Here is a 26,247-nt window from a genome sequence, read left to right on the forward strand (position 1 = left end):
CCGCGACCACCTGCCGCCCGCGCCACCAAGGAGTCCAGCCCATGCCCAAGACCGCGGTCACCCGCGTCACCCACAGCTGCCACCTGATCGAGATCGGCGGCCGCACCTTCCTGACCGACCCCTGGTTCAGCACCAGACCCGGCTACTACCAGGGCGAGCCGATCGCCCTGGGGATCCCCGACCTGCCCCGGCTCGACGGCGTGCTGATCAGCCACGAGCACTACGACCACTGCGACCTGGACGCCTTCGCTGCGTACCGGGACCGGTCGGTCCCGCTCTTCGTCGCCGAGACCGTCGTCGAGACGGCGCGCCGGCACGGCTTCACCAACGTCACCGCCCTCAGGCCGTGGGAGGAGGCCGAGGTCGGCGGCGTCACCATCACCGCGACGCCAGCCAAGCACGGCGTCTACGAGGTCACCTTCGTCCTGCGCGCCGGCTCCGACGCGGTGTACTTCGCCGGGGACACCATGCTCATCCCCGAACTCGCCGAGATCCCCAAGCGGTTGGGACACATCTCGCTCGCCCTGCTGCCCACCAACGGCCTGCACATCCGGCCCGCGAACAACATGCAGGTCGTCATGAACGCCGACGAGGCAGCCGAGTTGACCGCGATCCTCAGACCCGAGCTGGCCGTCCCCCACCACTACGCCTTCACCAAGGGCTTCCTGGGCGACCGGCTGATCACCCGCAGCGACAAGAACCCGCTGCGCTTCCAGGACGCATCCCGCGACCTGGCCCCCGACACCAGCGTCCGCATCGTCGAACCCGGCACCCGAGTGGAGCTGTGACCCGGGGCCGAGCGGCGAGGCCTTCCGCGCCGCAAGCCCGATGACCGACGCGAGATCCACCATCACGCCACGATCCGTCTTCATAGCCGCGTACCGAAGGAATCCATCAGCATGTCTGTCTCCGCTTCCACCAGCACGACCCGCACCATCGACCTTCCGGGCGGACTCGCCGTCACGGTCCAGGAGTTCGGCGAGAACACCGAGGGCACCGGCGTGCTTGTGCTGCACGGCGGCGCGGGACCGCGCTCGATGGCCGGCTTCGCCGCAGGCCTGTCGCGGCACGCCTACGTGGTCGTGCCGACCCACCCCGGGTTCGACGGCACGCCGCGCCCGGCGTCCACCGACACCGTCGCCGACCTGGCCAGCGCCTACCTCGACCTGCTCGACGCGCTCGACCTGCGCGGCGTCATGGTGGCGGGCAGCTCGGTCGGCGGGTGGATCGCCGCCGAGATGGCGCTGCGCGACAACGCCACCCGGATCAGCTGCCTGACCCTGCTCGCCTCCACCGGCATCGCCCCCGAGCCCCCGGTGCAGATCGCCGACCCCGCCGACCTCGGCTCGGTCAAGACCGGCGAACTCGCCTTCCACAACCCGCAGTTGCGCCCGAACCCGACCACGCTCGCCCCGGAGCAGCTGGCCGCGATGGCCGCCAACCAGCAGACCCTGGCCGTGTACGCGGGCGACCCGTTCTGCTACGACCCGAAGCTCCAGGGCCGCCTGCACCGGGTCGCCGTCCCGGTGCTCGTGCTCGCCGGCGAGCAGGACGGCATCGCGCCGCTGGAGTACGAGCGGGCCCTGGCCGCGTCCTTCCCCCGTGCCTCCTACCGGCCCATCGCCGAGGCGGGCCACTTCCCGCACATCGAGCAGCCCGCAGCCGTCTTCGAGGCGATCGGCGACTTCGTCGACACCCAGGTCGAGCCCCACCGCGCGTAGGGCCTGTCCGGCGGATCGTTCCGAGCCCGGGCCGCCACGCATCCGCGCCCGCCGTGCCGCGCCGTTCGCGGAGCGGCGGGCGCCGTGCCTTCCAGGACCGCACCACCGACCGCACCACCAACGAGAGAAAAGGAGGAGGACGGACATGACGACGCATACGCTCCCGGCCGACAGCAGCCGTCGGCGGGCAGGGCTGGTTCTGGCGGTCTGCTGCCTGAGCCTGCTGATCACCGCCCTGGACACCACCGCCGTGAACGTGGCCCTGCCCGCCGTCGGCCGTGACCTGCACGCGCAGGTGAGCGGCCTGCAGTGGACCGTGGACGGCTACACCCTGGCGGTCGCCGCCTTCATGATGCTCGCCGGATCCACCGCCGACCGGATCGGCCGGCGCCGGGTGTTCCAGGCCGGACTGGCGCTGTTCACCGCCGGCTCGTTGGCCTGCTCGCTCGCCCCGTCGCTGGGGTGGCTGATCACGTTCCGCGTCGTCCAGGGCCTGGGCGCCAGCATGCTCAACCCGGTCGCCCTGTCGATCATCACGCACGCCTTCCCCGATCCGCGCGAGCGGGCCCGCGCGATCGGGCTCTGGGGCACCACGGTCGGACTGTCCCTGGCGGCGGGCCCGGTGGTCGGCGGTTTCCTGGTCGCCTCGGCCGGCTGGCGTTCGATCTTCTGGATCAACATCCCCGTCGGTGTGGCCGCCCTGGTGTTCACGGCGGTGTTCGTGCCCGAGTCCCGGGCCGCCACGCCCCGGCGCCCGGACCCGGTCGGGCAGGTGCTCGTCGTCACGACCCTCACCGCGCTGATCTGCGCGATCATCGAGGGCTCACGCCGGGGCTACACGAGCGCCCCCATCATCGGCCTCTTCGTCCTGTCCGCGGCGGCTGCCGCCGTACTGCCCCGCTACGAGCGACGCCGCGAGCAGCCGCTGGTCGATCCGGCGTTCTTCCGGTCGGTCCCGTTCACCGGCTCCTTCGTCGCCGCCGTCGCCGCCTTCGTGGTCCTGTCCGGGTTCCTGTTCCTCAACACCCTGTACCTGCAGGACGTGCGCGGCTACAGCGCACTGCACGCCGGTCTGCTGACCGCGCCCATGGCCGTCGGCATCGCGCTCGCCTCACCGCTCTCCGGACGGCTGACCGCCACCCACGGCCCGCGCCCGCCCCTGGTCGCCGCCGGCCTGCTGATCACCACTGCCACGCTGGCCCTGACCACGCTCACCCCGACCACGCCGTGGGCGCTTCTGCTCACCGCCTATGTGCTGCTGGGCATCGGGTTCGGCCTCGTCAACGCGCCGATCACCAGCACCGCGGTGGCAGGCATGCCGCGCGCCCAGGCCGGGGTGTCCTCCGCGATCACCACCACCGCCCGACAGGTCGGCAACAACCTCGGCGTCGCCGTCCTCGGCGCGATCGTCGCCGCGCGCACCCGGGCTCCGGTCCACGCAGGGTTCGCCGCCGCCAGCCACGCGGGGTGGTGGACCCTGGCCGGATGCGGCCTGGTCATCACGGTGACGGGCCTGGCCGCCACCACACGCCGCGCCACCGCGACCGCCGCGCGGGTCGCCGCGCGGTTCCCGGCCGAGTCCGTCCCGAGCGTGAGCAGCACGCCCAGGGTGCGCCGAGGCGCGCAGGCTTGACGCGTCGTCAGCGCCGCGCGGCGGGACGGCCGCCCACGGCTGCGGCGGCGTCCAGCGCGGCCCGGGTGAGCGTGGTCGCGGTGTGGACGACGCTGGCGACGGCATCCTCGGGGTCCAGTCGCGACAGGTCGGTCAGGGCGAACAAGGCCTCGGCACTGACGACGACCGCCAGGTCCCGCTTCAACTGCGCCACGGCTGCCGGGTCCGTGGCCCCGACGGTCTCGTCCAGCGGGGCGAGCGCGTGGTCGATCAGGCCGAAGCGCATGGCCGGCCGAGCGCCCGCGGCCTCGGGACGGGTGATCGTGGCCGCGATCATCGCGCGGGTCGCACCCTGGTACGTCAGCACCGTGCGCAGCAGATGCTCGGTCGCGGCGGCGATGCGCTCCACCGGGTCGCGGGAGTCCGCGACCGAGGCGAGCGCCTCGGCCGGGGTGGGCATCTGGCCGGCCATGGCCTCCTGAAGCAGGCTGGCCAGGTCGGGGAAGTACCGGTACGCCGTGGCCTCGGACACCAGAGCGGACTTGGCGACCTCAAGCATCGTCACATCGCGACCGGTGCGCATCAGCTCGACGGCGGCCTCCACGATCGCCCGGCGCGTGCGCAGCTTCTGGTTCACACGGCCCGTTGCGGCCCTCGGTGTCGTCGGTTCGCCACTGTCCATGAGCCAAGCATAGCAAGTTGACTCTAATGATGAGACTTGACTCGCATAATCACCCTTGCCCCCTCGGCCTGCGCCTGGGCGGACGGCGCCGACGGCTGCCGAGCGGGTGACAGGCAGGGCGTGGCTGAGGACAGTCGGCGCCCCTGGGTCCCTAACGTGGCCGGGGTCCGCCACGACTGCTTCATCTTCGTTCCTCAGCGATCGCTGGGCACAACTCAGGAGGTCATCATGGCTGTCGCCGTCATCGGCACCGGGAACATCGGCGCTCGGGTCGCCCACCGGCTCGCGGAGGGAGGCGTCGACGTCACGGTCGCGGCGAGCAACCTCGGCAGTGCTCAGGCGGCGGCCGAGAAGATCGGCAACGGCGTCACGGCCTCCGGTGTCCAGGACGCCATCGCAGGCGCGGACACCGTGGTTCTGGCGACCTGGTTCGACACCGCCAAGCAGCTGCTCGCCGACAACGCCCAGGCCCTCAAAGGCAAGATCGTCGTTGACCCGTCCAACAACATCGCTCCTGACGGCGACGGCTTCAAGAGCCTGAACCCGGAGGGCGTCTCAGCGGGTCAACAACTGGCCAAGCTGATGCCCGCCGGGGCGCGCTTCGTGAAGGCCTTCGGCACGCTCGGCGCCGACGGACTCGACGCCACGCAGACCGCCGAGGGCGACAAGGTCGCGCTGTACTACGCGACGGACGACGACGCAGCCGGTGCGGCCGTCGCGGATCTGATCACCAAGGGCGGCTGGGCACCCGTCCGGGCCGGCGGTGTCGACGACACGGCCCGGATCGAAGTCTTCGGCGACCTCCACCAGTTCGGCGGGCTGAACGGCCGCCTCCTCAGCGAGAGCGAGGCTCGGGCGAGCCTCGCGTAGCGCGGAGCGTGGCTGCCTTGCGCGCGGCGGAAGGGGCGTCGATCACGCCGCGCGGGTGGACAGCCAGGAGTCGACGGCCGCTGCCAGGTCGTCAAGTCGGGTGAAGACGTGGCCGTTCATGCCGAGCGTCTCGGCTGCGCGCACGTTCTCCTCGCGGTCGTCGACGAACAGGAAGTCGGCCGGGGCTGCCCGCATGGCAGCCACGCAGGAGTGGAACGCCGCCGGGTCCGGCTTCGCCGCCTTGATCTTCCCGGAGAGGGCGACGTGGTCCAGGCTCCGCAGCCAGGGCTGCGCGCCGAGGAAGACGTCCGCGTGGTCGGCGGGGATGTTGGACAGCAGGGCGACCTCGGCGCGGTTCCGCAGGCTCTGCACGTAGGCGACCATGCGGTCGTCGACCCGGGACCAACTGTCGATGTCCGCGAGCCGCAGCCACTCGACCGTGCTGGCGTCGACGGAGAGCGACAGCCGTCGCAGGACACCTGTCCAGTACGCATGAGCGGACTGCTGCCCGGCGTCGTAGGGCGGCCGGCCGGCCCAGTAGGCGCCGGCGAAGGCCTCGGCGGGTGCGCCGCACCGGGCGGCCATCCGCTCCAGGGCGCCGGGGCGTTGGTGGCAGGCGATGACCCCGAAGAGGTCGAACAGCACGATGCGTCGGTCGGTGGACATGGCGGCGTTGCTTCCTGTTCCGGGCGGGCTTCGAGGGTGGACGGGAGCCTGCCCGGCACGGAGTCAGGATCCTGCCGCGCAGGCGGTCAGTGGTTTCTGCACGCGGGCTCGGGCGCCGGCTCGGGGTCGGGGTCCGGCGTGGCGCCGGGGCCGGTGCGTAGGACGCCGGCCGCCACGGCGGTGGTCACACAGAGCAGGGTCAGCAGCAGGAAGGTGTGGTTCAGCGCGGTGAGGTGGGTCAGCCAGCCGATAACGGCGGGCCCGGCGAGCATGCCGAGGTAGCCGAGCCCGGCGACGCGGGAGACGTTCGCACCGGCGGCGGAGGAGTCGGCGTGGCCGGCCGCGCTGAAGAGCTGGGGGACGCAGCCCGACAGTCCCAGACCGAACAGTGCCCAGCCCGCGAACGCGGTCCATATCGACGCGGAGAACGCTGCGATCGTGATGCCGACGGCGGCCGTGGCCGAGCCGTAGCGCAGCACGGCCATCGACCCGAACCGGGCGGCGACGCGGTCGGCAAGGAGACGGCCGGTGGTCATCGCCGCGGCGAAGGTGCCGTAGCCGAAGGCGGCGGTGCTCGCCGGAGCTCCGAGGATGTCCTTCAGGTGCAGGGTGCTCCAGTCGTTGGCGGCTCCCTCGCACAGCATGGTCGTCAGCGCCAGGGCGGCGAGGATCCAGATGCGGCGGGGCGCGCTGCGCCGCTTCGCGGCCGGTGCCTGCTCGGCCTGTGCGGTGGTGGTCGCGGACGCGGGCGTGCCAGGCAGCAGGCCGCGGGCCGCGGTCAGCGCGACCACGGTGCCGAGGACGGCCGAGACGCCGAGGGTGGTGGCCGGGCCCATGCCGGCGTCGGCGGCACCGGCTGCGGCGAGTGCGGCGATGACGCCGCCGACGGAGAAGGTCGCGTGGAAGGCCGACATGACGGGTCGGCCGTAGGCCTTCTCCACGTGGACGGCGTGGGTGTTCATGCTCACGTCGAGGCAGCCGTTGGCGAAGCCGAAGGCCAGCAGGGCGCCCGCCAGCGTCCACGGGCTTCGGGCCAGGCCGGGCAGTACCAGGGCCGCGCTGGACAGCACACCGGTGGCGGGGACGACGAGGCGCGGTGCGAGGCGGTCGGTCAGGCGGCCGGTCACCTGCATGCCGGCGAAGGCCCCGAGCCCCAGCAACACCAGGAGGCCCCCGAGGGTCGCGTGGCTGATGCCCACGCGCTCCTCGATGGCGGGGATGTGCACCACCCAGGTGCCCATCAGGGTGCCGCACAGGACGAAGTAGACGAAGGTCGCCGCACGGGCGGCTCGAAGCGAAGGGTGCACACCAGCCACCGTAACGAACAGATTCGTTGTTTGGAAGCTCGCATTCTGAACACATTGCATGTTCGTTTCGAGGTGGTGTTCAATCGCGGTATGAGCAACGCAGACCGTCACTCCGTGATCGCGCAGGCCGTCAGGGAGTCGGGCCAGGTCACCGTCCAGGAACTCGCCGGGTTGACCGGCACCTCGGAGATGACCATCCGGCGTGACCTCGACGTGCTCGCCGCACAGGGCGTGCTCGAACGCGTCCGTGGCGGAGCACGGACCCTGTTGCTCAGGGGCGAGGAGCCGCCCTTCGCGCTGCGCGCCCGCGAGGCCGTCGACGCCAAGCGGCGGATCGCCACCGAGGTGTCCTCGCTCATCACCGACGGCGAGACCGTCCTGCTGGACAGCGGCACCACCTGCCTGGAGGTCGCCCGCCTCCTGCGCGAGCGGCCGGTGACCGTGATGGCCTTGTCACTGCAGGCCATTCACACACTCAGCGACCCTCCCGGCCCGGCCACGCTGCTGGTGCCCGGCGGACGGCCCCGCGCCGCCGAAGGAGCCCTGACCGGCCCCCTCACGCTCGCCTCCGTGGCCGCGCTGCGCTTCGACACCGCCGTAATCGGCTGCTGCGGCCTGAGCGCCACCGAAGGCCTGACCGCCTACGACCTCGACGACGCGGCCGTGAAGAAGGCCGGCATCGCCTCAGCCCGCCGCGTCATCGTCGCCGCCGACGGCGGCAAACTCGGCCGCACCGCCCACGCCCACGTCGGCCCGGCCACGCTCCTGCACACCCTCGTCACCGACACCACAGCGCCCACCGACGAGGTCGCCGCGCTCGAAGGCGCGGGCACAGTCGTCAAAGCCGTCTGACGAAACGTCGATTGGGGCCGGGGTCGCGTCGTAGCAGGTGACGGGCGTCAATTCGAGTCGGGCCGGGCCGAGCGGGCGGCGTAGCCGACAAGGAGGGCGCCGAGGATGTCGGTCAGCCGCGGCTCGACGTCCACGACGGCGTGTGCGAGTCCGGGTTCGGATTCGTAGAAGTCGCGCAGCTTCGTGCCGGGGGCCGCCATCTGCCACATGGCTCCGGCCATCGCGGTCGCGGTGGCGACGACGCTGTGCGCCTGGTCGGACCGCAACGGCGTGACCGCACAGAGAGTGGAGCCGACCTCGGCGGTCACGGCGAGGGCGCGAGTCGCCGCCTACCCGGTCGAGCTGCCCACCACAGGCTAGACCCCACCACTGACACGGAGCCCGGCGCCGCGGCGAGGGAATGACCCAGATCCGCCGCCTGTGGCGCGCGCCCAGTTCTGCCGCGCCCTGCCACACGTGACCGCGTGACCGCCTTCAGCGGCCCGACACCGTCAGTTGGGGGCGGCGGTGTCGGCTGCGGAGTGGTAGCGAAGGCCATCCATCAGGAGGTCGAGGAGGCGTGCCATCCGGGCCTGGTGTTCCGGGGTTGCGGCGGCCAGGGACAGGCCGCTCAGACTGAACAGCACGTCGGTCGGGTCGACGTCGGTACGGACCAGGCCCGCCGCCGTCCCGGCACGCAGCAGTTCGGCGATCGTCGCGGTCAACATCGCGCGGCTGTGCGCGAACGGGTCGCCACCGGAGGCGATGAGAGCGCGTAGCGCGTCGGACATCCCGCGCTTGGTCGTCATGTAGTGGACGAAACCGTCCATCCAGGCACGCAACGCGGCGTCAGGTTCCCTGGCCTCCAGGAGTTCCGCTGCGGAGTCGCAGAGCTGGGCGAGTTCGCTGCGGTAGGCCGCCTCCACGAGTTCCTCACGGGTGGCGAAATGGCGGTAGAGGGTGCCGATACCCACACCGGCCTCCTTGGCGATCGCGTCCAGGGTCGCCTCTGTCCCGCCCTGAGCGAAGGCCCGGGCGGCCACCTCGATCAGTCGGTCACGGTTGCGGCGCGCATCGGCACGCAGCGGCCGGGGGTCGGCGGCGGTCACAGCGATTCCTCCTTCTGGCCCCGCAGGCAGGTCTCTCCGACTCCCGCTCGGCGAGAAGGCGCGGCCATGCTTGCAAACGGAGGATCCTCCGCTTAGGCTCGAGATATGCGGAGGGCCCTCCGGTTACTACTCTACCGGCCGCGCTCCCGCACGCACCCCAGCTCCGGGCATCCAGCCAGACGGGAACGACCATGAACGCCACTCCTCCCCCTGTTCGCCTCACCACCCCCTTCGGCGCCGAGTCCACGGCTTCCGAGGTCATCTCGGGCGTCGACCTGACCGGCCGCCGCGCGGTCGTCACCGGCGGGGCCTCCGGCATCGGTGTCGAGACCGCGCGCGCCCTCGCCTCGGCCGGCGCGCAGGTCACCCTCGCCGTCAGGGACGTCGCCGCAGGCGCCCGCACGGCCGAGGACATCACCGCGACGACCGGCAACAAGGACATCCACGTCGCGCCACTGGACCTCGCGGACCAGTCCTCCGTTGCCGCGTTCGTCGCCGCCTGGAACGGCCCGTTGAACATCCTGGTCAACAACGCCGGGGTGATGGCCTCGCCCGAGCTCCGCACGCCGGAAGGCTGGGAGCTCCAGTTCGCCACCAACCACCTCGGGCACTTCGCGCTGGCCACCGGCCTGCACGCAGCCCTCGCCCGGGACGGCGGCGCGCGCGTCGTGGCCGTCAGCTCCAGCGCCCACCACCGCTCCCCGGTCGTCTTCGAGGACATCCACTTCCGCGAGCGTGCCTACGAGCCCTGGTCCGCCTACGGCCAGTCCAAGACCGCCAACGTCCTGTTCGCCGTCGAGGCCGCGAAGCGCTGGGCCGCGGACGGCATCACCGTCAACGCGCTGATGCCCGGGGGGATCCGCACCAACCTCCAGCGTCACGTCTCCGAGGAGGAACTCGCCCGCCTGCGCGCCCGGGCCGCGGGCGGCACGGAGCTCACGTGGAAGACCACCGAACAGGGCGCGGCGACCTCCGTGCTGCTCGCCGCCTTCCCTCTCCTGGAGGGCGTCAGCGGCCGCTACTTCGAGGACTGCAACGAAGCCGTCCGCGGCGAGCTCGGCGCACGCACCGGCGTCGCCGCCTACGCCCTCGACCCCGAGGCCGCCGCCCTGCTCTGGCAGGTCTCGCACGACACCCTGGCCGGCGCACGCGGCTGACCGGCCACGACGCCGACCGTCGGCCGACCGGGTGGCGAGGTGGCCGGCGCAGAGTCGCGGCTGCTGGTCCTGGGTACTCCTGTGCGTCGCACAACTCCCGGAGCCAGTCGGCCGGTCCGGCTCGCCTGGGCAGTCACGGTCGGACAGGGATGAGGATGGTTGTGGCGAAGGCATATCTGGTGGGCAGTGGGATCGCGTCGCTGTCGGCGGCGGCGTTCCTGATCCGGGAGGGCGGGTTCTCGGGGTCGGACATCGTGATCCTGGAGGAGCAGAACCGCGAGGGCGGCAGCCTGGATGCGGCCGGATCCCCGGAGACCGGCTACACGATGCGCGGCGGGCGGATGTTCGAGGTGCACTTCGACTGCACGTACGACCTCCTGTCCTCGATCCCGTCGCTGGACGACCCGACCAAATCGGTGACCGAGGACACCTTCGCGTTCCACGAGGACTTCGCCTGGGACGACCACGCCCGACTGATCGACGCCGCAGGGAAGGTCATCGACGCGCACTCGATGACCTTCTCCGAACGTGACCGGCTGGAGCTGGTCACGTGTGTGGCGACCCCGGAGGAGCTGCTGGACGGCAAGCGCATCGCCGACCTGTTCCACGAGGAGTTCTTCTCCACCAACTTCTGGGCGATGTGGTGCACCACCTTCGCCTTCGAGCCCTGGCACAGCGCCATCGAGTTCCGCCGCTACCTCAACCGCTTCGTGCACCTGTTCAAGACCTTCGACACCATGTCAGGGATCTACCGCACCAAGTTCAACCAGTTCGACTCCATCGTCCGCCCGCTGCTGAAGTGGCTCACCGAGCAGGGAGTCACCCTCCAACTGGGCACCCGCGTTACCGACTTGAGCCTCGCGCCGGGCGACGCGTTGACCGCGGAGTCCATCACCTGGGAACGTGGCGGGAAGACCGAGGTCACCACTCTGGCCGCCGGTGATCTGGTGCTGGTCACCAACGGGTCGATGACGGCGAACTCCACCCTGGGTGACACCGACACCGTCCCGCCCCTGGACACCACCTCCTCCAGCGGCTCCTGGGCCCTGTGGGAGACTCTCGCGGCCAAGCGGCCGGGACTGGGCGACCCGAGTGTGTTCAACACCTCCGTGCAGGACTCCACCTGGGAGTCGTTCACGGTCACCACCAAGGACCCGGTCTTCTTCAAGCTCATGCAGGAGTTCAGCGGCAGCGAGGCCGGCAAGGGCGGACTGATCACGTTCAAGGAGTCCGGCTGGCTGCTGACCATCGTCCTGAACCACCAGCCGCACTTCCGTGAGCAGCCCGAGGACACGTTCGTGTGGTGGGGCTACGCCCTGTTCCCCGACCGCGAAGGTGACTTCGTCAAGAAGCCCATGAGGGAGTGCACCGGCCGGGAGATCCTCGACGAGGTCCTGCAGCACCTGCGCTTCGCCGAGCGCCCCCGGATCCTGGACGGCTCCATCGTGCTCCCGGCGATGATGCCATACATCACCAGCCAGTTCCTGGTCCGCAAGGCCGGCGACCGCCCCCAGGTCGTCCCCGCGGGGTCCACCAACCTGGCGTTCATCGGCCAGTACGCCGAGGTCCCCGACGACGTGGTCTTCACCGTCGAGTACTCCGTGCGAACCGCCTGGACCGCCGTCGCGGGGCTCCTCCACCTCGACAGGCAGCCCCCTCCGGTCTACAAGGGCCGGCACGACCCCAAGGTCCTCGTCGAAGCCCTCCAGACCCTGCACCGTCGCTGACACCGCGACCTCAGTCAGCAACCCTCGTCCACTCGTCGCCGCTGCCGTCCGGCTGAACAGACAGCCGGAAGGTGAACTGGGCCCCAGTGCCATGGGCCGGGTCGAGTGGATCCGGGATCGACGGGCCGACGGTGATGGTGCCTCCGTGCTCCGCAGGGTGGGCGCGGCCTTGGCGATCGCGCTGTCGACGGCCTTGAGTTCCGCTGCGACGCCCGGCGAGTTCACCGTCTGACCGGACGGCAGGTTCAGCACCAGCACGCCGGGGTCCGAGTGACTCCGGCGTGCTGCTTGGCGATCTGCACGTCCGCGGTGTAGGCGGCGCCGCTGAGGTGGTTGCCGGGCTTGAGGCGACCCGACACCGACGGCGCCAGGACGAGACCGACCACCGTGATCACTACCCAGAGCAATCCGACAAGCAGTCGATGTCGGGTCACCCACCTGCTGAGCGCGTCCATACGGTCCTCCACTGGGTCGAGGTCGGAGATCTTCCTGACTTCGCCGTGGAAGGTACGTGGGGCCACCTTGCGGAACGCTTTCGCCGGAACTCTTTCGCCGGGTCTGCGGCAATCTCTGGGCGCGCTACGCGATGTGCGGATTGCCGTTCGAGGCGCCGAGGCCACCGTCGACGCGGATGTGGGCCCCGTTCACGTAACTCGCCGCCGGACCGGCCAGAAACGTGATGACGGAAGCTGCCTCGGCAGGCTCTCCGAAGCGTTGCAGCGGTACCCGGTTGAGCGCTGCGGCGACGATCGCGTCGCTCTGCAGGAATCCCGCCGTCATGTCGGTGGAGATCATGCTGGGATGGACGGCGTTGATCCGCACGCCTTCCGCGCCGTGGTCGAGCGCCATCGCATTGGTCAGGTTGGTCACCGCGCCCTTGGCGGCGTCGTAGGCGGCCAGGCCCCAGTCACCGCCGAGCCCGGATGCCGAGCCGACGTTCACGATGCTGCCGCCCACGGCACGCAGATGCGGAAGCGCGGCCCTGGAGGCGAAGAAGACCCCGTCCACATCGGTGGACATGACGCGCCGCCAGCCCGCCGCATCGATGTCGCTGACGGAGCCCAACGGCTCGCACGTACCGGCGTTGTTGACCAGGACGTCCAACCGACCGTGGTCGCGGGCCACGCCGTCCACCAGCCGGGTGATCTCCTCCTCGTCCGAGACGTCGCCGAGCCGTGCGATCACCGTCGAGCCCGCCGCCGCTTCGGACACCACCTTGTCCAGCTTCGCCTGCGTCCGGCCGATGATCACCACCGTGGCGCCCCCGGCGGCGAAGCGGTGAGCGGTGGCCGCGCCGATGCCCGATCCGCCGCCGGTGACGATGACGACCTTGCCGGTGAACGTTTCCTCAGTCATAGGAATGCTTCAACTCCTCATGTGTCACGTGATGTTGTCGCCCGCGCGGCTGTGCGGGCGGAATGGCTGGTCGCGCGGTCCTGATGTGTCCCGGGCCGGGTGGCCGGGGTTACGGCAGTGCGCCGGTCTGGCGGAGCAGGGTCACCGCGTCGGCGACGGCCCAGTGCTCGAAGATCTGCCCGTCCCGGTAGCGGACCAGGTCCATCGCCCTGAACTCGACCCGGTTGCCCGACGGCGGGACGCCGAACCATGCGCCGGTGTGGCTGCCGCGGAACACCTTGTGGGTAGCCACGAGTTCTCCGGCGCCGACGCAGTGCAGGACCTCGACCCGCAGGTCGGAGAAGGCCTCGTGCAGTGCCGCCATGGTCTCGCGCACCCCCTCCCGGTCACTGCGCTGCCCCGGCTCGGCGGTGTGGTTCCGGAAGTCGGGATGGACGAGCGCGTCGATCAGGTCCAGGCGGCCCATCTGCTGCACCTGCTCGACGAAGTACCGCATGCGGTCCGCGTGGGATTCCTGCTCCCCCATTGCCGCCACCACCTCTCAGATCAAGGACGTTCCGACGAGCCGTGATCGGGCTCGTGGTGATGGTCCGCGGCGGTGCGAGTCGCGGTCCACGAAGATGCGGAAACTGCAAAATCCGGCTGGAACGGGGGTTGTTCCCGCCCTGCAAGCCTAGGAAGAGCGGCACTTGGCAGGATTGAACCTCAGCGCCACCCCGGCAGAACATCGGCGCCAGGCGGTGCGGACCGCATACGCCGTGAGTCGCAGGGTCCGCCGCCCGCCGGACCGGCGGCGAGGTCAGGCGCCGTCGTTGCCTGGATGGTTCGGTTCAGTCGATCGGTGCGCTCGGAAACTCGCGATTGTTCCTCGGCCGCGTCGGCAGCAAGCTCGTGTCGTCCGCGCAGTGCCAAAGGAGAGGTCCGATGACCATCGCCGCAATCGCAGGAACCTCAGTCGTCGACGAGACCTCAGAGCGTGATCCCGACCTGGTCTCCGAGGGCGGCAGCCGGACGTGGTCGGTGTGCGGCCGGAACTTCGTGGTGGCGATCACCGAACTCTCAGCGGGTGACCGGCTCACCGAGCACGACCTGCCCGACGAGTACGTGCTGCTCGTCCAGGACGACGCGTGGGTGGGTGTGGAGCACGACGGTCAGGCAGGGGTGTCGGTGTCCGAGCCTGCGCTCGTCGTCGTACCGGCCGGCACGAGCACCGTGCGCGCGGCGTCGTCGACCACGGTGGCGCGGGTGTTCACCGCCCGCTGCGACGAGCAGATGAGGCGGGCCGTCAACCATGGCGCCGGGGCCGACCTGCGGGCCGTGGCACCACTGAAGCCCATCGAGGCCGGCGGTGACGGAATCCGGATACACCGCCTGCGTGACATACCTGACGAGGAGGGACGCCTGGGCCGGATCTTCCGGACGGCGTCGCTGATGGTGAACTGGTTTCCGGTGCACGAGGGGCCGCGCGACACCGAACGGCTGTCGCCGCATTCCCACGAGGACTTCGAGCAGATGTCGGTGACGCTCGTGGGCGACTACGCCCATCACCTCAGGGTCCCGTGGACCCCCCGGATGAGTGAGTGGCGCGACGACGAGCACGTCCAGGTCAGCAGTCCCTCGATGACGCTGATCCCGCCGACCGTCGTGCACACCACCCGCGCCGTGGGCGCGGGCCCGCACACGCTGATCGACGTCTTCGCCCCGCCGCGCGAGGACTTCCTCGCGCATGGTTGGGTGCTCAACTCCGGCGAATACCAGGGGATCCGGCGGTGACGGGCGATGCGTTCCCCCGGCTCGGAGCCTGGGTCAAGCTCCCCGCACCGGAGAGCGTCGAGTTGCTCGCACTCGCCGGGTTCGACTTCGTCGTGATCGACGCCGAGCACGGCGCGATCGACACCCGCACGATGTCGACCATGATCGGGCTGGCCCGTGGCTGCGGCGTCGCGCCCTTCGTCCGGGTCGCCGGCACCGCGCCACGCGACGTCCAGGTCCCGCTGGACGCGGGTGCGGCCGGTCTGTTCGTCCCGCAGGTGGACGACGCCGCCGGCGCGCGGGACGCCGTGCGAGCGACCCGGTTCCCTCCGCTCGGGCGACGCGGGGCCAGCAACTCCGGACGGGCCGGCCGGTGGGGACTCGAAGCCCTCGGTGACTACCTGCGCTCCGGCAATGACGAGGTCCGTCTTGTGGTCCAGGCCGAGAGCGTCGGAGCTCTGGAGGCGATCGTCGAGATCGGCGAGGTCGCCGGCGTCGACGCGGTCTTCATCGGCCCGACCGATCTCGCGGTCTCCGGCCGGTTCCGCGAGGGTGACGGCAGGCTGGCAGAACTCGTCGCGGCGGCCGAACGGCGCTGTGCCGACCACCGCGTCACCCTCGGCACCACGGCCTCGGGCAACGCGTCGGAACTGCTGGACCACCGCGGGTACGAGTTCCTCGTCCTGGGGGCCGACACCGCGATGCTGCGCCAGGGCGCACACGCGTTGGTGAGCGGTGTTCGCACCCACACGAAGGCGGTCGGCTGGTGACCGCGGACGCTGAGGCCATGGGAGGCCGGACCCGCGCCCTCCTGCACACCGAACTGTCGATGCTGGTGACCGCGCTGTGGTTCGAGATCGACCAAGTGACGGCTCGGCGGCCTCCAGCTTCTTCACCGCCGACGCGGAGTTGACGTTCTCGCGCCGGACCTTCCGCGGCACCGACCAGATCAACGGCGTGTACCGCGACCGCACCGCGCGGGGGCCGCGGGTCTCACGTCACCTGATGTCCAACTTCCACATCCTCCGTCACGAGACCGATCGCATTGACGCCGTGTCCGCCCTGGTCCTCTACGCGCAGGACGGAGAGCCTCCGCTGCCGACGACCGTTCCGGTACTGGTCGCCGACGTGTTCGACCGCTTCGTCCGGGTCAGCGAGCCGGACGGGGAGGCCTGGTGGCTCATCGCCTCCCGGCGGATCGAGAACCGCTTCCTCGTACCGGGCGACGTCCTCGCTGTCCCCACCGAGTAAGGAGACCCATGTCCCGCCGACTGTCCCGCCAACGACGCCGGGAAGACTTCCCCCTGCCGACCACGCGAGGCGACCTGCCGATCGTCAACTCCCATCTGTTCGACGACCTGCTCCCCCCGGAGGCGGCCTTCGAGCTGACCGCCGGCCTACGCGGTCACCGCGAGCCCTACGTCGGCATCACCGAGAACGGCACCCCGCGCCCGGGCCTCTATCGCCTCGACGACGCGGGGGCGTCCTCGAAGACCGCCGTCACGGCGGCCCGGACCTACCTCGACGGTCTGGCGCCCCATCAGCGGGTGGTCGCCGCCCTGCCGATGGACGCCCCGGAATGGCGGTTGTGGACGAACGCGATCCCGACCTGGCACCCGAAGGGCATGCGCCTGGAGCGGCTCACCGACCGTGACCGCGACCGCGCACTCGCCGTCGTCGAGGCGAGCCTCAGCCCGGCCGGCTACGCCCAGGTGCGAGCGGCGATGGCGCTCAACGAGAACCTGGGCGAGCTCATCGACGACTACCGGGACACGCTCACGGAGTTCGCCTACTGGTTCACCGTCTTCGGGACCCCTTCGGGCGACTCCCCGTGGGGATGGCAGCTGATGGGTCATCACGTGGACCTGCACTGCGTCTTCGTCGGCGGGCAGGTCGTCCTCGCCCCCGTGTTCCTCGGTGCCGAGCCGACGACCGGGACGGGACGGTTCGAGGGCATCACCGCCTTCGGCGACGAGACCGAGGTCGCCCTGACGTTCCGCCGCACTCTGGACCCCGACCGGGAGGGCGAGTTCCTGATGGGGTCCTCGCTGCGCGCGCAGGACCTGCCGCCCGAACTCGCCGGCCCGTGGAACGGTCGGCATCTCGCCGGCGCGGGCAGTGACAACCTCGTCCTGCCACCCGAGGGGATCGTCGCGGCTAGCCTGCCGACCGAGCAGCGTGACGGTCTGGTGGAACTGATCCGGGTCTATCTCGACCGCCTCCCGCTGCCACAGGCCGAGCACACCCTGGCGCTCGTCCGGGAGCACTTCGACGAGACGCGATTCTCCTGGCGGGGCGGCCACGACGACGAGTGCGCCTTCTACTACCGGATCCACTCCCCCGTGCTTCTGGTCGAGTACGACAACCATCCCGGTGTCTTCCTCACCAATCCCGAGCCCTCCCGCTTCCACGTCCACACCATCGTGCGCGCCCCCAACGGCAACGACTACGGACGCGATCTCCTCGCCCAGCACTACCGACTCCACCACGGCGGCCATGGAGCCCCGGTCCGGGCTGCGGGGTGAAGTCTTCGAGTGCCTTGTCGGCACTCGAAGACCGTCGAGAACACCTGAGACCCCGTTACCACCGTCGCAAGCCAAGCGGATGCCCGAACATCCCGCGAGCGGAAGACCCCCGCCGCGGCCGCGCTCAGCCCCCTTCGAGCTCCCGGCGCACGGTGGCGGCGATGCGGGTGAGTGCGGCCTCGAGGTGGCGGCGCTGGGCGGCGCTGAGCGGATCGAAGACGAGCCGCTTCACCTGCGCGACGTGTTCCGGTGCGCTCTCGACGAGCTTCTGCCGGCCGGCGTCGGTCAGGGCGGCGAGGGTGTAGCGACCGTCGCCTGGGTCGGGTCGGCGGGCGACCCAGTCGCGGGCCTCGAAGCGATCCATCACCTTCGACAGGCGGGGCTGGGTGCTGTCGCAGACCCGGGCCAGGTCGCTGAGCCGCATCGTGGCCTCGTCGGCCATGGACAGCTGGGCCAGCACCCCGTACTCGAAGTTGGAGATGCCTGCGTCTCGCTGCAGTTGGCGGTCGAGGGCCGCCGGGAGGGCAATGACGACCGTGAGGAGCGCCTGCCACAGGTCCTGCTGGTCGTCGTCGAGCCAGGGCGACTGAGTTTCCATGAGCTCCATCATACTTGCCCGGGCAACTCGCATCACTTGCCTAGGCAACTCATCATGAGCTACTTTTGACTTGCCTGGGCAAGTGATAACACTTGCTCAGGCAAGTGAAGGAGCTGATTTTCGATGACAGCACCAGCCGCGGCATACGACGACCTGCTGGCCCGGGTCCTGCCACAGGCGCGCGAGCAGCGGGTGTGGAACCCCTCCGACGGGCCCCTGCCCAGCCTCTTCGTCAGCCACGGGGCCCCGTTCACCCTCGACGATCCGCAGTGGATCGGCGACCTCTTCGACTGGGCCCGGTCGATGCCCAAACCCCGGGCCATCGTGGTCATTTCGGCCCACTGGGAACGCGCCGCCGGTCGCGATGTCCGGAGCCGCGGCCGGCACCCCGCTCCACTACGACTTCAGCGGCTTCCACCCCCGCTACAAGACCCTTCCCTACGCGACCCCGGACGCCACCGACCTGGCTCGGCGACTCACGGGCCTGCTGGGCCGGACGCCGGTGCACGAGTTCGCCGACCGTGGCCTCGACCACGGCGCCTTCATCCCGCTGATGGCCATGTACCCCGCGGCCGACGTCCCGGTCGTGCAGCTGTCGATGCCCAGCCTCGACCCCGGCGCTCTGCTTGAGCTCGGGGCACGCCTGCGGCCCCTGCGCGACGAAGGCATCCTCGTTCTCGGCTCGGGCTTCATGACGCACAGCTTCGCCGTGTTCCATCGGCCGGAGCTCGCCGCCTACACAACGGCCTTCGACGAATGGGCCGTTGACGCCCTCGCCCGGGGCGACGCCGACGCCCTGGCCGACTACCGCAACAAGGCACCCGGCGCCGCGGTCGCCCACCCGACCGCCGACCACTTCGTCCCGCTGCTGCTCACCGTCGGCGCCGCCGACGACCCCGGCAGCGCGGTGAGCGCCATCGACCGCATGGTGCTGGGCAACTCCACCCGCTCGGTGCAGCTGACCTGAGCGCCTCGACGTGCTCCACCTTCCCGCCTGATCGCCTCATCCCTTGGCGACGACGTCAACACACCCTGGAGGAAAGCTCCATGAAGGCAATGCGTTTCCACGAGTTCGGCAGCAGCGAGGTCCTGCGCTACGAGGAGGTCGAGCGTCCGGTCCCCGGCACCGGGCAGGTGCTGGTGCGGGTGGCGGCCACGTCGTTCAACCCGGTCGACGACCACATCCGCGCCGGTGCCCTGGCCGAGATGCTCCCGATCACTCTCCCGTACGTGCCGGGGATCGACCTGGCGGGCACCGTCGCCGAACTCGGCGCGGACGTGACCGGCCTGGAGATCGGCGACCGGGTCCTGGCGATGCTGCCCCTCGACACCGCCGGCGGCGCCGCCGAGTACGTGCTCGTCCCGGCCGAGTCCCTGGCCCCGGCGCCCCGGACGACCGAGCTGGTCGACGCCGCGGCGCTGCCGCTGACCGGTCTGGCGGCCTGGCAGACGGCGTTCGAGCTCGCCGAGCTGAAGCCCGGTCAGACCGTCCTGGTCAACGGGGCGGGGGGCGCGGTGGGCAGCCTCGTGGTGCAGCTCGCCGTCGACGCGGGAGCGCACGTCACGGCGGTGGACTCGCCGCAGCACGCCGACCGCCTGCGGGGCTACGGCGCGGACCGGGTGGTCGGCCCGCTCGCCCTCGCCGAAGGCCCGGCCGCCGTGGGCGGTCCGTTCCAGGTCGTGGTGAACCACGTGCGCGTCTCCCCGGAGGAGCTCTCGCAGCTGACGAACTACGTCGCCGACGGCGGGGTCGCCGCCAGCACGGCCGGCCCGATTCCCGAGGACCCCGCTCGGGGGGTGCGCAGCGCGAGCCTGTGGGTCCGCAGCGATGGAGCCCAACTGGCGGAGCTGGTCGCCAAGGTGGATGCCGGCAGGCTCCAGGTCCACGTCGCCGCCCACCGCCCGGTGGCCGAGCTGGCCGCCGTGCACGAGGACGCCGGCGCCGGACGGCTGCCCGGCAAGACGGTCGTGCTCGCTCCCTGATCACACCCTGACCGCACCCCTGACCGCACGCGACCGGGCCGCCCACCGTTGACACTCCCTCCGGTGGGCGGCCCGGTCCCGCAGCCTCTGCTCCTTCGCGCTACCTCGACTCACCGTGGGACCCGGTCATCAGGGCAGCGAGATCCTCCGGGGCGAGGAACGAGGGCGGGGGTGGTGGACCCCAGTTGAACAGGCCCTTCGCGCCCTCCAGGACCTCCGGCGTCCACAGCTGGTCGTCGACGATGCAGTCCAGGTCGGAGTAGTACTCGCTGAAGTTGCCGGCCGGGTCCTTGAGGTACCAGAAGAAGTTGGAACCGGCGTGGTGTCGTCCCAGGCCCCAGACGTGCCGCTCGGGATTGCCCGCCAGCATGGCGGCGGCGCCGCGGCCGACCTCGTCGATGTCGTCGACCTGCCAGGAGGAGTGGTGCAGGAAGGCGACCGGGGCGGCCAGGACCAGGATGTTGTGGTGGTCGGTCGAGCAGCGCAGGAACGCCCCGTGGTCCTTGATGTAGTCGGACGCCTTGAAGCCGAGCCCCTCGCGGAAGAACGCGGTCGTGGCGTCGAGGTCGGTGGTGCCGACGACGGCGTGGCCCAGCTTGCGGGGCCGCACCCGGCTGCTGCGCAGCACACCGGGCGCGCGGGCACCGGTCCGCTGGGCGCGTCCGGGGCCGTTGTAGGCGGTGGCCGCTACACCATCACGGTCACGGTGCCCCGGATGCCGAACAGCGACTTCCCGTAGATCTCAGCCGCCACTTCGGGGTTGAGGACGGCGTGACGGCTCCCGGTCTCGATGTCGCGCCAGATGCGCTGCAGCGGATTGGACTCGCCGAAGCTCGAAGCCCCCTGGGCCGAGCAGACGATGCGGACCGCCTCGCGCGCGAGGACCGCCGCCACTCCTGCGTCCATCCGCATGCGGGCTCGGGCGTGGTAGTCGGGGAACACCCCGGCCCGCGCGGCCTCGTCGATGTCGGTGGCCGCGCGATAGGCGTGCAGCTGGGCGGAGTCGGCGAGCGACGCAGCGTTCGCGGCGGCGAGTTGGATGACGGGCGCGTCGGCCTGGGAGGTGTAGCTCGTCAGGGTCAACCCCCGCTGCGGGGCCCTCTCGATCAGGAGATCGACGGCGGCCACCGCCAGCCCCAGCTGGGGCCCGGTCAACACAAGGGCCGCAGCCGGCACGAACGGTGACCGGTAGAGCGCCTCGTCGGTGAAGGGCGTGGCGTACCGGCCCTCGACCGCGTCCGGGACGGAGTGGAAGCGGTGTGCGGGCACGAAGAGGTCCTCACCGACGAGCGTGTTCGACGCGGTCCCGCGCATGCCCGCCACGAACCAGGTGTCCTCGACGGTCAGTTCCGACATCGGCGCGAGCACGATGCCGACAGCGTCCGACGTGCCCTCCGCATCCGGCCGGGTGACCCCGAGGACCGCCCAGTCCGCGTGGGCGCACCCGGAGGCGGGGGCCCAGCGCCCGCTCACCCGGTACCCGCCCTCGACCACACGCGCGGTACCCGAGGGGGTGATCACGCCGGCGACGCGGGCGTGGGGGGTGACGGCCCAGACGTCGTCCTGGGCCTGGGCGGGGAAAAGCCCGACGAACCACGCGTTGGCGTTGAGCAGTGAGGTCAACCAGCCGGTGGAGCCGCAGGCGCGGCCGACCTCGCGGCCGACCTCCAGCAGGGTGCGGTAGTCGGTCTGCAGGCCGCCGTAACGGGCGGGCTGCATCAGCGACAGCAGGCCGGCCTCGGCCAGGGCATCGATGTTCTGCGCGGGCACCCCGCGCTGACGGTCGGTCAGATCGGCGTTGTCGGCGAGCAGCGGTCGCAGTGCCGCGGCGCGCTCGACGAGGTCGGCCCTCAACTCGCGTGCGGCGTCGGTGGTGCGGGGGCCATCCATGATGATGTTCATCGTCGTCACTCCCGTGTCGGGGTGGTCGGGATTTCGGGGTTGCCGAGGTACGGGGGCAGGGTCAGCTCGCGACGGCGAGTGGGGCGTGGGTGCCGAAGACCCGGCGCGCGTAGGTCAGCAGGGCCATGGGGGTGGACTCGGCCTCCTCCACGGTCACGACCAGCAGGACGTGGTCGCCACCGTCCACGTGGCGCTCCACGCGACCCGCCGTCCAACCGGCCGACTCGGGCAGGTGGGGAAGCCCGGAGCGGACGGTCCAGCTGACACCCTCGAACTTCAGGCCCGGCCCCCGGCTTGGTCGGGCGAACCTCGACGCCAACTCCCGCTGGTCGGCGCCGAGGATGTTCACTCCGACCGCGTCACCCGGCTGCAGATGAGCCAGCAGCCCGGAAGCCCGGTCCAGGGCGAAGCTCACCAGCGGCGGGTCGAGGGAGAGCGAGGCGAAACTCGACACGGTGCTGCCGTGCGGACGCCCGTCGGCACTCATCGTCGTCACCACGGTGACCGGGGCGCACACCCCGCTCATCAGCTCGACGAAGCTCTCTCGGTCGATCATCGTGCGCCTCCTGGAGTGGTTGAGTCCGTGTGTCGGGATGCGTGACCTGGTGCGTCACCGGTCCGCCATCACGAAGTAAACTCAAGCTCCTTGGGCAGCCGCTTGGTCTGCCGGCTCAGGGTTCCGGCCCCGGTTTGGTCTGCCACGCCGGTCCGGGCTGCGCTGGTCCGGGCTGCGCTGGTCCGGGCCGGTCTGGGCTGGTCCGGGCCGGGCGCGACCGGCACACCGGGTTCAGCGGGCTCAGCGCTCGATGTCGTGCGGCAGGAGGACCGCGTCCCCCAGTTCCTCGGTGAGTGCCAGGGCGGTGTGGAGGGCGAAGCGGTGGTCGTCGAGGTCGTGGCCCAGCACCTCCTGGGCCCGGTTCACGCGGTAGGTCACGGTTCCCCTGGCCACGTGCAGGCGTCGGGCGACATCCACGAGGCTGCGCTCAGCTTCGATGTAGTGGTACAGCGTGGTCCGCAGTGCCTCCATCGGCGCGCTGCGGGCGGCCAGCCCGCCGAGTTCGCGTCGGACGAAGTCACCGGCCGCGTCGAGATCGGTCGCCAGCAGCGCGATGGCGGCGACATCGGCGTAGGCGGTCGCATGCCTCGGACCCCGTCCGGCTTCGCGCCGCAGTCGCTCGATGCTCTCCCCGCGCTCGGCCTCACGGTGCGAGCGGCGGAAGCCCGCGACACCGTCGCCCGGGGTCCCGAAGGCCGCCTGGACCTGCTGCCGGGACAGTGCCTCCGCGATGGTCTCCCACGAACCGGTCCGGCGCGTGCCGTCCGCGGGCACGGTGCCCCACGCCCACAACCGCCCTGTGGCCACGGGGACGACGAGCGTCATGGTGGCGTCCCGGGCCCGGAGCGCCTCGATCGCCGCCGCCTGCAGGGTGGAGCTCTTGTTCGGCGAGTCCGACCACACCACCACCGCCTCGTGGGTACGCCGCAGGTCGTAGCCGAGGGCACGCGACGCCTCGCCGACATCCGTCGTCGTGGCATCACTCAGCAGGGAACGGACGATGTCGGCTCGTGCCGCGGCTGCGCTGGTGCTCCACACCTCGTGCTCCACGAGGTAGGTGCGGATCATGGCGTCGGAAAGCTCATCGACGTAGGAGAACAGCTCACGGGAGACCGCCGTGACCTCATCGACCGCCGCTTCCGGGTCGACCAGCTCGGCACAGGCCCGCAGGAACGCCTCGGTCGTTGCCGCGTGCCCGATCCTGACGCCGTGCAACACCCGTTCCAGCGGTACGGCCCGGTGCACGAACTCGCGGATGCCCTCCAGGGTCGCCTCACCGATGGGTGGGGCGACGGCCGGGCCCTCCACCAGAGTGAACAGCGCCCGCAGGGTGGTCGCTTCATTGCCTCGGCGCAGCAGCTCGACCCCGATCGGGCTCCCGCCGAGGGCCGGCACCTCGCCGACGATCCGCTGCACGACCAGGGCGCTCAGTTCGATCGCCCAGCGCACGGGGTCCGCACCGACGCGCGCCACCGCGTCCTCGACGATCGCGCGCGGAGAGGCCGCTCGGTCGGTGTCGACCTCACCTCGCGGGCCCAACTGCGCGATCCAGGCCCGCCGCAGCCGCCGGACGGTCTCGGTCATGGTGCCCTCCCTGGGGCTACGATGCCGCGACGCCGAGGGCCTGATCAACTGCCGGCCACCGAAGCCATCGTTCGGCAAATCCGAACGACGTGGCAGAATAGTGCAGTTGCTCGTCGTGGTGCGAGCACCACGAAGCGACGGGAGCGCGGAAATGAACCTGCGTCAGATGGAGTGCTTCCTCGCCGTCGCGGACGAACTGCACTTCCGGCGGGCTGCCGACCGTCTGCGGCTGGCTCCTCCCAGCGTCAGCGAGGCCATCGCCGGCCTGGAACGCAGCCTCGGTGGTCGGCTGGTCGAGCGTACGAGCCGGCGGGTCCGACTGACACCCCTCGGCGCCGAGTTCGCCGCCGCGATACGGCCGCCCATCGAGGCGTTGCAGCAGGCCCATCGGACCGCCCGCCTGCGCTCGGTGGGCCATCGTGACCTGGTCGTCGCCCACACCCCGGAGCTGGGACAGCTGATCCTGCCAAGACTGGTCGACGCCTGGCCCGGCGCCGCCGACGACGATGTCCGGGGCCGGTGGCGTCCGGTCCCCATGCACACACCCGAGCAACTCGCCGCCGTGGCGGACGGCGAGGTGGACGTGGGCCTGTGCTGGTCGGTCCCCGATCAACCCGGGATCGCCAGTGCCGTGCTCGGCGAGTTCCCGCTGGTCGCCGTGGTGCAGGCGTCGGACCCGCTGGCGAGCCGCCGGGAGGTGGCACTCACCGAGCTCCGCACCCGGCAGATCCTGATCACCCCGCGCGCCGACAACCCCTACCTCGACAGCCGGTTGGAAGCCGACCTGATCCGGGCAGGCATCCCCCGCACCCACATCGAGGAGGTGGGTCGCTACGACGAGTTGGCCCTGAACGTGGCCATGCGCGGACACGTGGGCATCCACCCCGGGCCGATTGCGTTCTCCAACTCCCTTCCCACTGTGGTGTTCCGTCCGATCGCCGACGCCTCCGACCGTGTCCGGATCTGCGCGATCACCCGCGCCGATGCCCGCGCCGATGCCCGCACCGGCTCCAGCACGGACCTCGTCGCGAGCCTGCGGTCGATCGTCGGCGCACTCGACATCGACGACAAGCTCACTTGACGCACGCGCGGCGTGCACGGCCAGGCGGACGGTCCAGACCGCCCACCACTGCCATGACCGTCAGTCAGCGGCCTGCGGCAGGCCGGCCTGGAAGCGCTGCGCTCCTATCACGCCCAGCAGTTGCAGCTTCTGATGGCTCTCGGTACCGGGTGGGGCCGTGTAGACCAGCAGGGACTGCGACTGGGCCGGGTCCAGCAGGACCTGGCAGTAGAGCTCCATCAGGCCCAGCTCCGGGTGGACCAGCCGCTTGCGCTGCGCGGTCAGCCGCAGGCCGACCTCGTGCGCGTTCCAGCAGGCCGCGAACTCGGCGCTGCGCTCCAACAGCGCGTCGGCGAGATCGGCCGCCCGCGAGCCCACGCCCTCGCGGGTGACCGACTCCCGCAGCTGCGAGGTGAAGGTGCGGCCGAGCAACTCGTGGTCCTCCGACGGGTAGAGCAGCCGCGCGGCCGGGTCGGTGTACCACCGGTAGACGATGCTGCGCGCCGGGCCCGTGAAGTGCGTCTCGTCGCCGACCAGCGCGACGGAGAGACGGGTCTGCACCAGGGTCTCCCCGAGCCCGGAGACGACCTGGGCCGGGGTGTCGTCCAGCCGGTCCAGGATCCGCATCATGCCCGGACTGACATGGTCGCTGCGCATGGCCCGGAGCGGGGCGCTGTGGCCTGCCAGCAGGAACAGGTGGTCCCGCTCGTCGCTGGTCAGGTGCAGGCCGCGGGCGAGCCGGGCCAGCATCTGCTCGGACGGCTGGGGACCGCGCTGCCGTTCGACCCGGCTGTAGTAGTCGGTGGACATGTCCGCGAGCGCCGCGACCTCCTCGCGGCGCAGCCCGGCGGTGCGCCGGCGCGACCCTCGCGGCAGGCCGACGTCCTCGGGCTGCAGCATCTCGCGGCGCTTCCGCAGGAAGTCCGCAAGTCCGGCCCTGTCCATCAGCGTCTCCTCATCCCAGGGCCGAGAACCACTCGACGACCGTGCGTGCGTACGGCTCCGGTTGGTACCGGTGGATCACGTGCGGCATGTCCGGGAAGGCCCGGTAGGTGAGCTCCTGACTCCGGATCGTATTCCCTGAGGTTCCGCGGCAGGCCGTCGGAGAGGGAGCCGTCCGACCGGGCCAGGTTCACATGCGGCGAAACACCCAGCAAGGAACCGGCCGGCCACGGATCGCCCAGCCACGGATCGGCGATCCGTGGCTGGGCGGTTCCTTGTTACCCCCAAGGATCCGGGGTGCAGTGGT

The 26,247-nt window shown here is 71.1% G+C and carries 27 protein-coding genes and 1 pseudogene; 14 read left to right on the top strand and 14 right to left on the bottom strand.

Annotation, left to right across the window (positions count from 1 at the left end):
• The first annotated feature begins 41 nt into the window (after nucleotides 1–41).
• The 3 genes from ABH928_RS09345 to ABH928_RS09355 all read left to right on the top strand — a co-directional run bounded on the left by ABH928_RS09345 (nucleotide 42) and on the right by ABH928_RS09355 (nucleotide 3,354).
• Nucleotides 42–788 (top strand): MBL fold metallo-hydrolase, encoded by a 747-nt coding sequence (locus ABH928_RS09345; RefSeq protein WP_370064122.1) that lies wholly within the window; start codon nucleotides 42–44, stop codon nucleotides 786–788.
• Between the two features lie 111 nt (nucleotides 789–899).
• Complete coding sequence (locus ABH928_RS09350) at nucleotides 900–1,721, top strand: alpha/beta fold hydrolase (RefSeq protein ID WP_370064124.1); 822 nt, start codon at nucleotides 900–902, stop codon at nucleotides 1,719–1,721.
• 145 nt (nucleotides 1,722–1,866) lie between these two features.
• Nucleotides 1,867–3,354, top strand: a complete 1,488-nt coding sequence (locus ABH928_RS09355; RefSeq protein WP_370064126.1) for an MFS transporter — start codon at nucleotides 1,867–1,869, stop codon at nucleotides 3,352–3,354.
• A gap of 7 nt (nucleotides 3,355–3,361) precedes the next feature.
• On the opposite strand, the gene ABH928_RS09360 is transcribed toward ABH928_RS09355, so the two are convergent.
• Complete coding sequence (locus tag ABH928_RS09360; protein ID WP_370064128.1) at nucleotides 3,362–4,015, bottom strand: TetR/AcrR family transcriptional regulator; 654 nt, start codon at nucleotides 4,013–4,015, stop codon at nucleotides 3,362–3,364.
• A gap of 228 nt (nucleotides 4,016–4,243) precedes the next feature.
• Between ABH928_RS09360 and ABH928_RS09365 the strand changes: the two genes are divergently transcribed.
• Nucleotides 4,244–4,885: an NADPH-dependent F420 reductase gene (locus tag ABH928_RS09365; RefSeq protein ID WP_370064130.1), complete on the top strand. Its 642-nt coding sequence runs from the start codon at nucleotides 4,244–4,246 to the stop codon at nucleotides 4,883–4,885.
• A 42-nt stretch (nucleotides 4,886–4,927) separates the two neighbouring features.
• Here ABH928_RS09365 and ABH928_RS09370 read toward each other — a convergent pair whose 3' ends face one another.
• Nucleotides 4,928–5,551 (bottom strand): HAD-IA family hydrolase, encoded by a 624-nt coding sequence (locus ABH928_RS09370; protein ID WP_370064132.1) that lies wholly within the window; start codon nucleotides 5,549–5,551, stop codon nucleotides 4,928–4,930.
• A gap of 86 nt (nucleotides 5,552–5,637) precedes the next feature.
• On the bottom strand, nucleotides 5,638–6,918 hold the full coding sequence (locus ABH928_RS09375; protein ID WP_370064134.1) for an MFS transporter: 1,281 nt from the start codon (nucleotides 6,916–6,918) through the stop codon (nucleotides 5,638–5,640).
• 30 nt (nucleotides 6,919–6,948) lie between these two features.
• Between ABH928_RS09375 and ABH928_RS09380 the strand changes: the two genes are divergently transcribed.
• Nucleotides 6,949–7,710 carry a DeoR/GlpR family DNA-binding transcription regulator gene (locus ABH928_RS09380; RefSeq protein WP_370064136.1) on the top strand — a complete coding sequence of 254 codons (762 nt, stop codon included), beginning with the start codon at nucleotides 6,949–6,951 and terminating at the stop codon, nucleotides 7,708–7,710.
• Between the two features lie 47 nt (nucleotides 7,711–7,757).
• On the opposite strand, the gene ABH928_RS09385 is transcribed toward ABH928_RS09380, so the two are convergent.
• Both ABH928_RS09385 and ABH928_RS09390 read right to left on the bottom strand, forming a co-directional pair.
• Nucleotides 7,758–8,018 (bottom strand): hypothetical protein, encoded by a 261-nt coding sequence (locus tag ABH928_RS09385; protein ID WP_370064138.1) that lies wholly within the window; start codon nucleotides 8,016–8,018, stop codon nucleotides 7,758–7,760.
• 183 nt (nucleotides 8,019–8,201) lie between these two features.
• Entirely contained in the window at nucleotides 8,202–8,798 is a 597-nt protein-coding gene (locus ABH928_RS09390; protein ID WP_370064140.1) for a TetR/AcrR family transcriptional regulator, read from the bottom strand.
• A 191-nt stretch (nucleotides 8,799–8,989) separates the two neighbouring features.
• On the opposite strand from ABH928_RS09390, the gene ABH928_RS09395 reads away from it, so the two are divergent.
• The gene (locus ABH928_RS09395) at nucleotides 8,990–9,955 is read left to right on the top strand and encodes an SDR family NAD(P)-dependent oxidoreductase (RefSeq protein ID WP_370064142.1); all 966 of its coding nucleotides are present in this window, start codon (nucleotides 8,990–8,992) and stop codon (nucleotides 9,953–9,955) included.
• A 161-nt stretch (nucleotides 9,956–10,116) separates the two neighbouring features.
• Nucleotides 10,117–11,682 (top strand): oleate hydratase, encoded by a 1,566-nt coding sequence (locus tag ABH928_RS09400; RefSeq protein ID WP_370064144.1) that lies wholly within the window; start codon nucleotides 10,117–10,119, stop codon nucleotides 11,680–11,682.
• Between the two features lie 245 nt (nucleotides 11,683–11,927).
• On the opposite strand, the gene ABH928_RS09405 is transcribed toward ABH928_RS09400, so the two are convergent.
• From ABH928_RS09405 to ABH928_RS09415, 3 genes are all read right to left on the bottom strand, one after another.
• Nucleotides 11,928–12,203 (bottom strand): hypothetical protein, encoded by a 276-nt coding sequence (locus tag ABH928_RS09405; protein ID WP_370064146.1) that lies wholly within the window; start codon nucleotides 12,201–12,203, stop codon nucleotides 11,928–11,930.
• A 58-nt stretch (nucleotides 12,204–12,261) separates the two neighbouring features.
• Nucleotides 12,262–13,038 carry an SDR family NAD(P)-dependent oxidoreductase gene (locus ABH928_RS09410; RefSeq protein ID WP_370064148.1) on the bottom strand — a complete coding sequence of 259 codons (777 nt, stop codon included), beginning with the start codon at nucleotides 13,036–13,038 and terminating at the stop codon, nucleotides 12,262–12,264.
• A gap of 109 nt (nucleotides 13,039–13,147) precedes the next feature.
• On the bottom strand, nucleotides 13,148–13,564 hold the full coding sequence (locus ABH928_RS09415) for an ester cyclase (protein ID WP_370064150.1): 417 nt from the start codon (nucleotides 13,562–13,564) through the stop codon (nucleotides 13,148–13,150).
• Nucleotides 13,565–13,962: 398 nt separating this feature from the next.
• On the opposite strand from ABH928_RS09415, the gene ABH928_RS09420 reads away from it, so the two are divergent.
• The 4 genes from ABH928_RS09420 (at nucleotide 13,963) to ABH928_RS09435 (ending at nucleotide 17,315) form a co-directional block, all read left to right on the top strand.
• Entirely contained in the window at nucleotides 13,963–14,811 is an 849-nt protein-coding gene (locus ABH928_RS09420; protein WP_370064152.1) for a hypothetical protein, read from the top strand.
• A complete protein-coding gene (locus tag ABH928_RS09425) occupies nucleotides 14,808–15,560 on the top strand; it encodes an HpcH/HpaI aldolase/citrate lyase family protein (RefSeq protein WP_370064154.1) in 753 nt (250 codons plus the stop codon). Before ABH928_RS09420 ends, ABH928_RS09425 begins: the two co-directional genes overlap by 4 nt.
• A gap of 76 nt (nucleotides 15,561–15,636) precedes the next feature.
• Nucleotides 15,637–16,041 (top strand): hypothetical protein, encoded by a 405-nt coding sequence (locus tag ABH928_RS09430; RefSeq protein WP_370064156.1) that lies wholly within the window; start codon nucleotides 15,637–15,639, stop codon nucleotides 16,039–16,041.
• A gap of 8 nt (nucleotides 16,042–16,049) precedes the next feature.
• A complete protein-coding gene (locus ABH928_RS09435; protein ID WP_370064158.1) occupies nucleotides 16,050–17,315 on the top strand; it encodes a DUF3500 domain-containing protein in 1,266 nt (421 codons plus the stop codon).
• Nucleotides 17,316–17,439: 124 nt separating this feature from the next.
• Here the strand turns inward: ABH928_RS09435 and ABH928_RS09440 are convergent, their stop codons facing one another.
• Nucleotides 17,440–17,913: a MarR family winged helix-turn-helix transcriptional regulator gene (locus ABH928_RS09440; RefSeq protein WP_370064160.1), complete on the bottom strand. Its 474-nt coding sequence runs from the start codon at nucleotides 17,911–17,913 to the stop codon at nucleotides 17,440–17,442.
• A 364-nt stretch (nucleotides 17,914–18,277) separates the two neighbouring features.
• Here ABH928_RS09440 and ABH928_RS09445 point away from each other — a divergent pair, with 364 nt between their 5' ends.
• Together ABH928_RS09445 and ABH928_RS09450 are read left to right on the top strand one after the other, a co-directional pair.
• Nucleotides 18,278–18,880, top strand: a complete 603-nt coding sequence (locus ABH928_RS09445; RefSeq protein ID WP_370064162.1) for a class III extradiol ring-cleavage dioxygenase — start codon at nucleotides 18,278–18,280, stop codon at nucleotides 18,878–18,880.
• 80 nt (nucleotides 18,881–18,960) lie between these two features.
• On the top strand, nucleotides 18,961–19,896 hold the full coding sequence (locus ABH928_RS09450) for an NADP-dependent oxidoreductase (RefSeq protein WP_370064164.1): 936 nt from the start codon (nucleotides 18,961–18,963) through the stop codon (nucleotides 19,894–19,896).
• Nucleotides 19,897–19,996: 100 nt separating this feature from the next.
• Here ABH928_RS09450 and ABH928_RS09455 read toward each other — a convergent pair.
• The 4 genes and pseudogenes from ABH928_RS09455 to ABH928_RS09470 form a co-directional block, all read right to left on the bottom strand.
• Nucleotides 19,997–20,587: pseudogene (locus tag ABH928_RS09455) on the bottom strand (VOC family protein); the annotation flags it as partial.
• Entirely contained in the window at nucleotides 20,584–21,798 is a 1,215-nt protein-coding gene (locus ABH928_RS09460) for an acyl-CoA dehydrogenase family protein (RefSeq protein ID WP_370064166.1), read from the bottom strand. The gene ABH928_RS09460 and the pseudogene ABH928_RS09455, both read right to left, overlap by 4 nt.
• Before the next feature lie 61 nt (nucleotides 21,799–21,859).
• Entirely contained in the window at nucleotides 21,860–22,354 is a 495-nt protein-coding gene (locus ABH928_RS09465) for a flavin reductase family protein (RefSeq protein ID WP_370064168.1), read from the bottom strand.
• A 240-nt stretch (nucleotides 22,355–22,594) separates the two neighbouring features.
• Complete coding sequence (locus tag ABH928_RS09470; RefSeq protein WP_370064170.1) at nucleotides 22,595–23,938, bottom strand: PucR family transcriptional regulator; 1,344 nt, start codon at nucleotides 23,936–23,938, stop codon at nucleotides 22,595–22,597.
• A 151-nt stretch (nucleotides 23,939–24,089) separates the two neighbouring features.
• Here ABH928_RS09470 and ABH928_RS09475 point away from each other — a divergent pair, with 151 nt between their 5' ends.
• Nucleotides 24,090–25,019, top strand: coding sequence for a LysR family transcriptional regulator (locus tag ABH928_RS09475; protein ID WP_370064172.1), 930 nt, complete (start codon nucleotides 24,090–24,092; stop codon nucleotides 25,017–25,019).
• Between the two features lie 60 nt (nucleotides 25,020–25,079).
• Here the strand turns inward: ABH928_RS09475 and ABH928_RS09480 are convergent, their stop codons facing one another.
• Entirely contained in the window at nucleotides 25,080–25,943 is an 864-nt protein-coding gene (locus tag ABH928_RS09480; protein WP_370064174.1) for a helix-turn-helix transcriptional regulator, read from the bottom strand.
• Nucleotides 25,944–26,247 lie beyond the last annotated feature (304 nt).

This window comes from Streptacidiphilus sp. MAP5-3 (assembly GCF_041262505.1).
GTDB lineage: Bacteria > Actinomycetota > Actinomycetes > Streptomycetales > Streptomycetaceae > Streptacidiphilus.

Coding starts and splice junctions, on each gene's coding strand:
- ABH928_RS09345 (WP_370064122.1), top strand. CDS start 42: ATGCCCAAGACCGCGGTCACCCGCGTCACCCACAGCTGCCACCTGATC.
- ABH928_RS09350 (WP_370064124.1), top strand. CDS start 900: ATGTCTGTCTCCGCTTCCACCAGCACGACCCGCACCATCGACCTTCCG.
- ABH928_RS09355 (WP_370064126.1), top strand. CDS start 1,867: ATGACGACGCATACGCTCCCGGCCGACAGCAGCCGTCGGCGGGCAGGG.
- ABH928_RS09360 (WP_370064128.1), bottom strand. CDS start 4,015: ATGGACAGTGGCGAACCGACGACACCGAGGGCCGCAACGGGCCGTGTG.
- ABH928_RS09365 (WP_370064130.1), top strand. CDS start 4,244: ATGGCTGTCGCCGTCATCGGCACCGGGAACATCGGCGCTCGGGTCGCC.
- ABH928_RS09370 (WP_370064132.1), bottom strand. CDS start 5,551: ATGTCCACCGACCGACGCATCGTGCTGTTCGACCTCTTCGGGGTCATC.
- ABH928_RS09375 (WP_370064134.1), bottom strand. CDS start 6,918: ATGCAATGTGTTCAGAATGCGAGCTTCCAAACAACGAATCTGTTCGTT.
- ABH928_RS09380 (WP_370064136.1), top strand. CDS start 6,949: ATGAGCAACGCAGACCGTCACTCCGTGATCGCGCAGGCCGTCAGGGAG.
- ABH928_RS09395 (WP_370064142.1), top strand. CDS start 8,990: ATGAACGCCACTCCTCCCCCTGTTCGCCTCACCACCCCCTTCGGCGCC.
- ABH928_RS09410 (WP_370064148.1), bottom strand. CDS start 13,038: ATGACTGAGGAAACGTTCACCGGCAAGGTCGTCATCGTCACCGGCGGC.
- ABH928_RS09415 (WP_370064150.1), bottom strand. CDS start 13,564: ATGGGGGAGCAGGAATCCCACGCGGACCGCATGCGGTACTTCGTCGAG.
- ABH928_RS09420 (WP_370064152.1), top strand. CDS start 13,963: ATGACCATCGCCGCAATCGCAGGAACCTCAGTCGTCGACGAGACCTCA.
- ABH928_RS09435 (WP_370064158.1), top strand. CDS start 16,050: ATGTCCCGCCGACTGTCCCGCCAACGACGCCGGGAAGACTTCCCCCTG.
- ABH928_RS09440 (WP_370064160.1), bottom strand. CDS start 17,913: ATGGAAACTCAGTCGCCCTGGCTCGACGACGACCAGCAGGACCTGTGG.
- ABH928_RS09445 (WP_370064162.1), top strand. CDS start 18,278: ATGTCCGGAGCCGCGGCCGGCACCCCGCTCCACTACGACTTCAGCGGC.
- ABH928_RS09450 (WP_370064164.1), top strand. CDS start 18,961: ATGAAGGCAATGCGTTTCCACGAGTTCGGCAGCAGCGAGGTCCTGCGC.
- ABH928_RS09460 (WP_370064166.1), bottom strand. CDS start 21,798: ATGAACATCATCATGGATGGCCCCCGCACCACCGACGCCGCACGCGAG.
- ABH928_RS09465 (WP_370064168.1), bottom strand. CDS start 22,354: ATGATCGACCGAGAGAGCTTCGTCGAGCTGATGAGCGGGGTGTGCGCC.
- ABH928_RS09470 (WP_370064170.1), bottom strand. CDS start 23,938: ATGACCGAGACCGTCCGGCGGCTGCGGCGGGCCTGGATCGCGCAGTTG.
- ABH928_RS09475 (WP_370064172.1), top strand. CDS start 24,090: ATGAACCTGCGTCAGATGGAGTGCTTCCTCGCCGTCGCGGACGAACTG.
- ABH928_RS09480 (WP_370064174.1), bottom strand. CDS start 25,943: ATGGACAGGGCCGGACTTGCGGACTTCCTGCGGAAGCGCCGCGAGATG.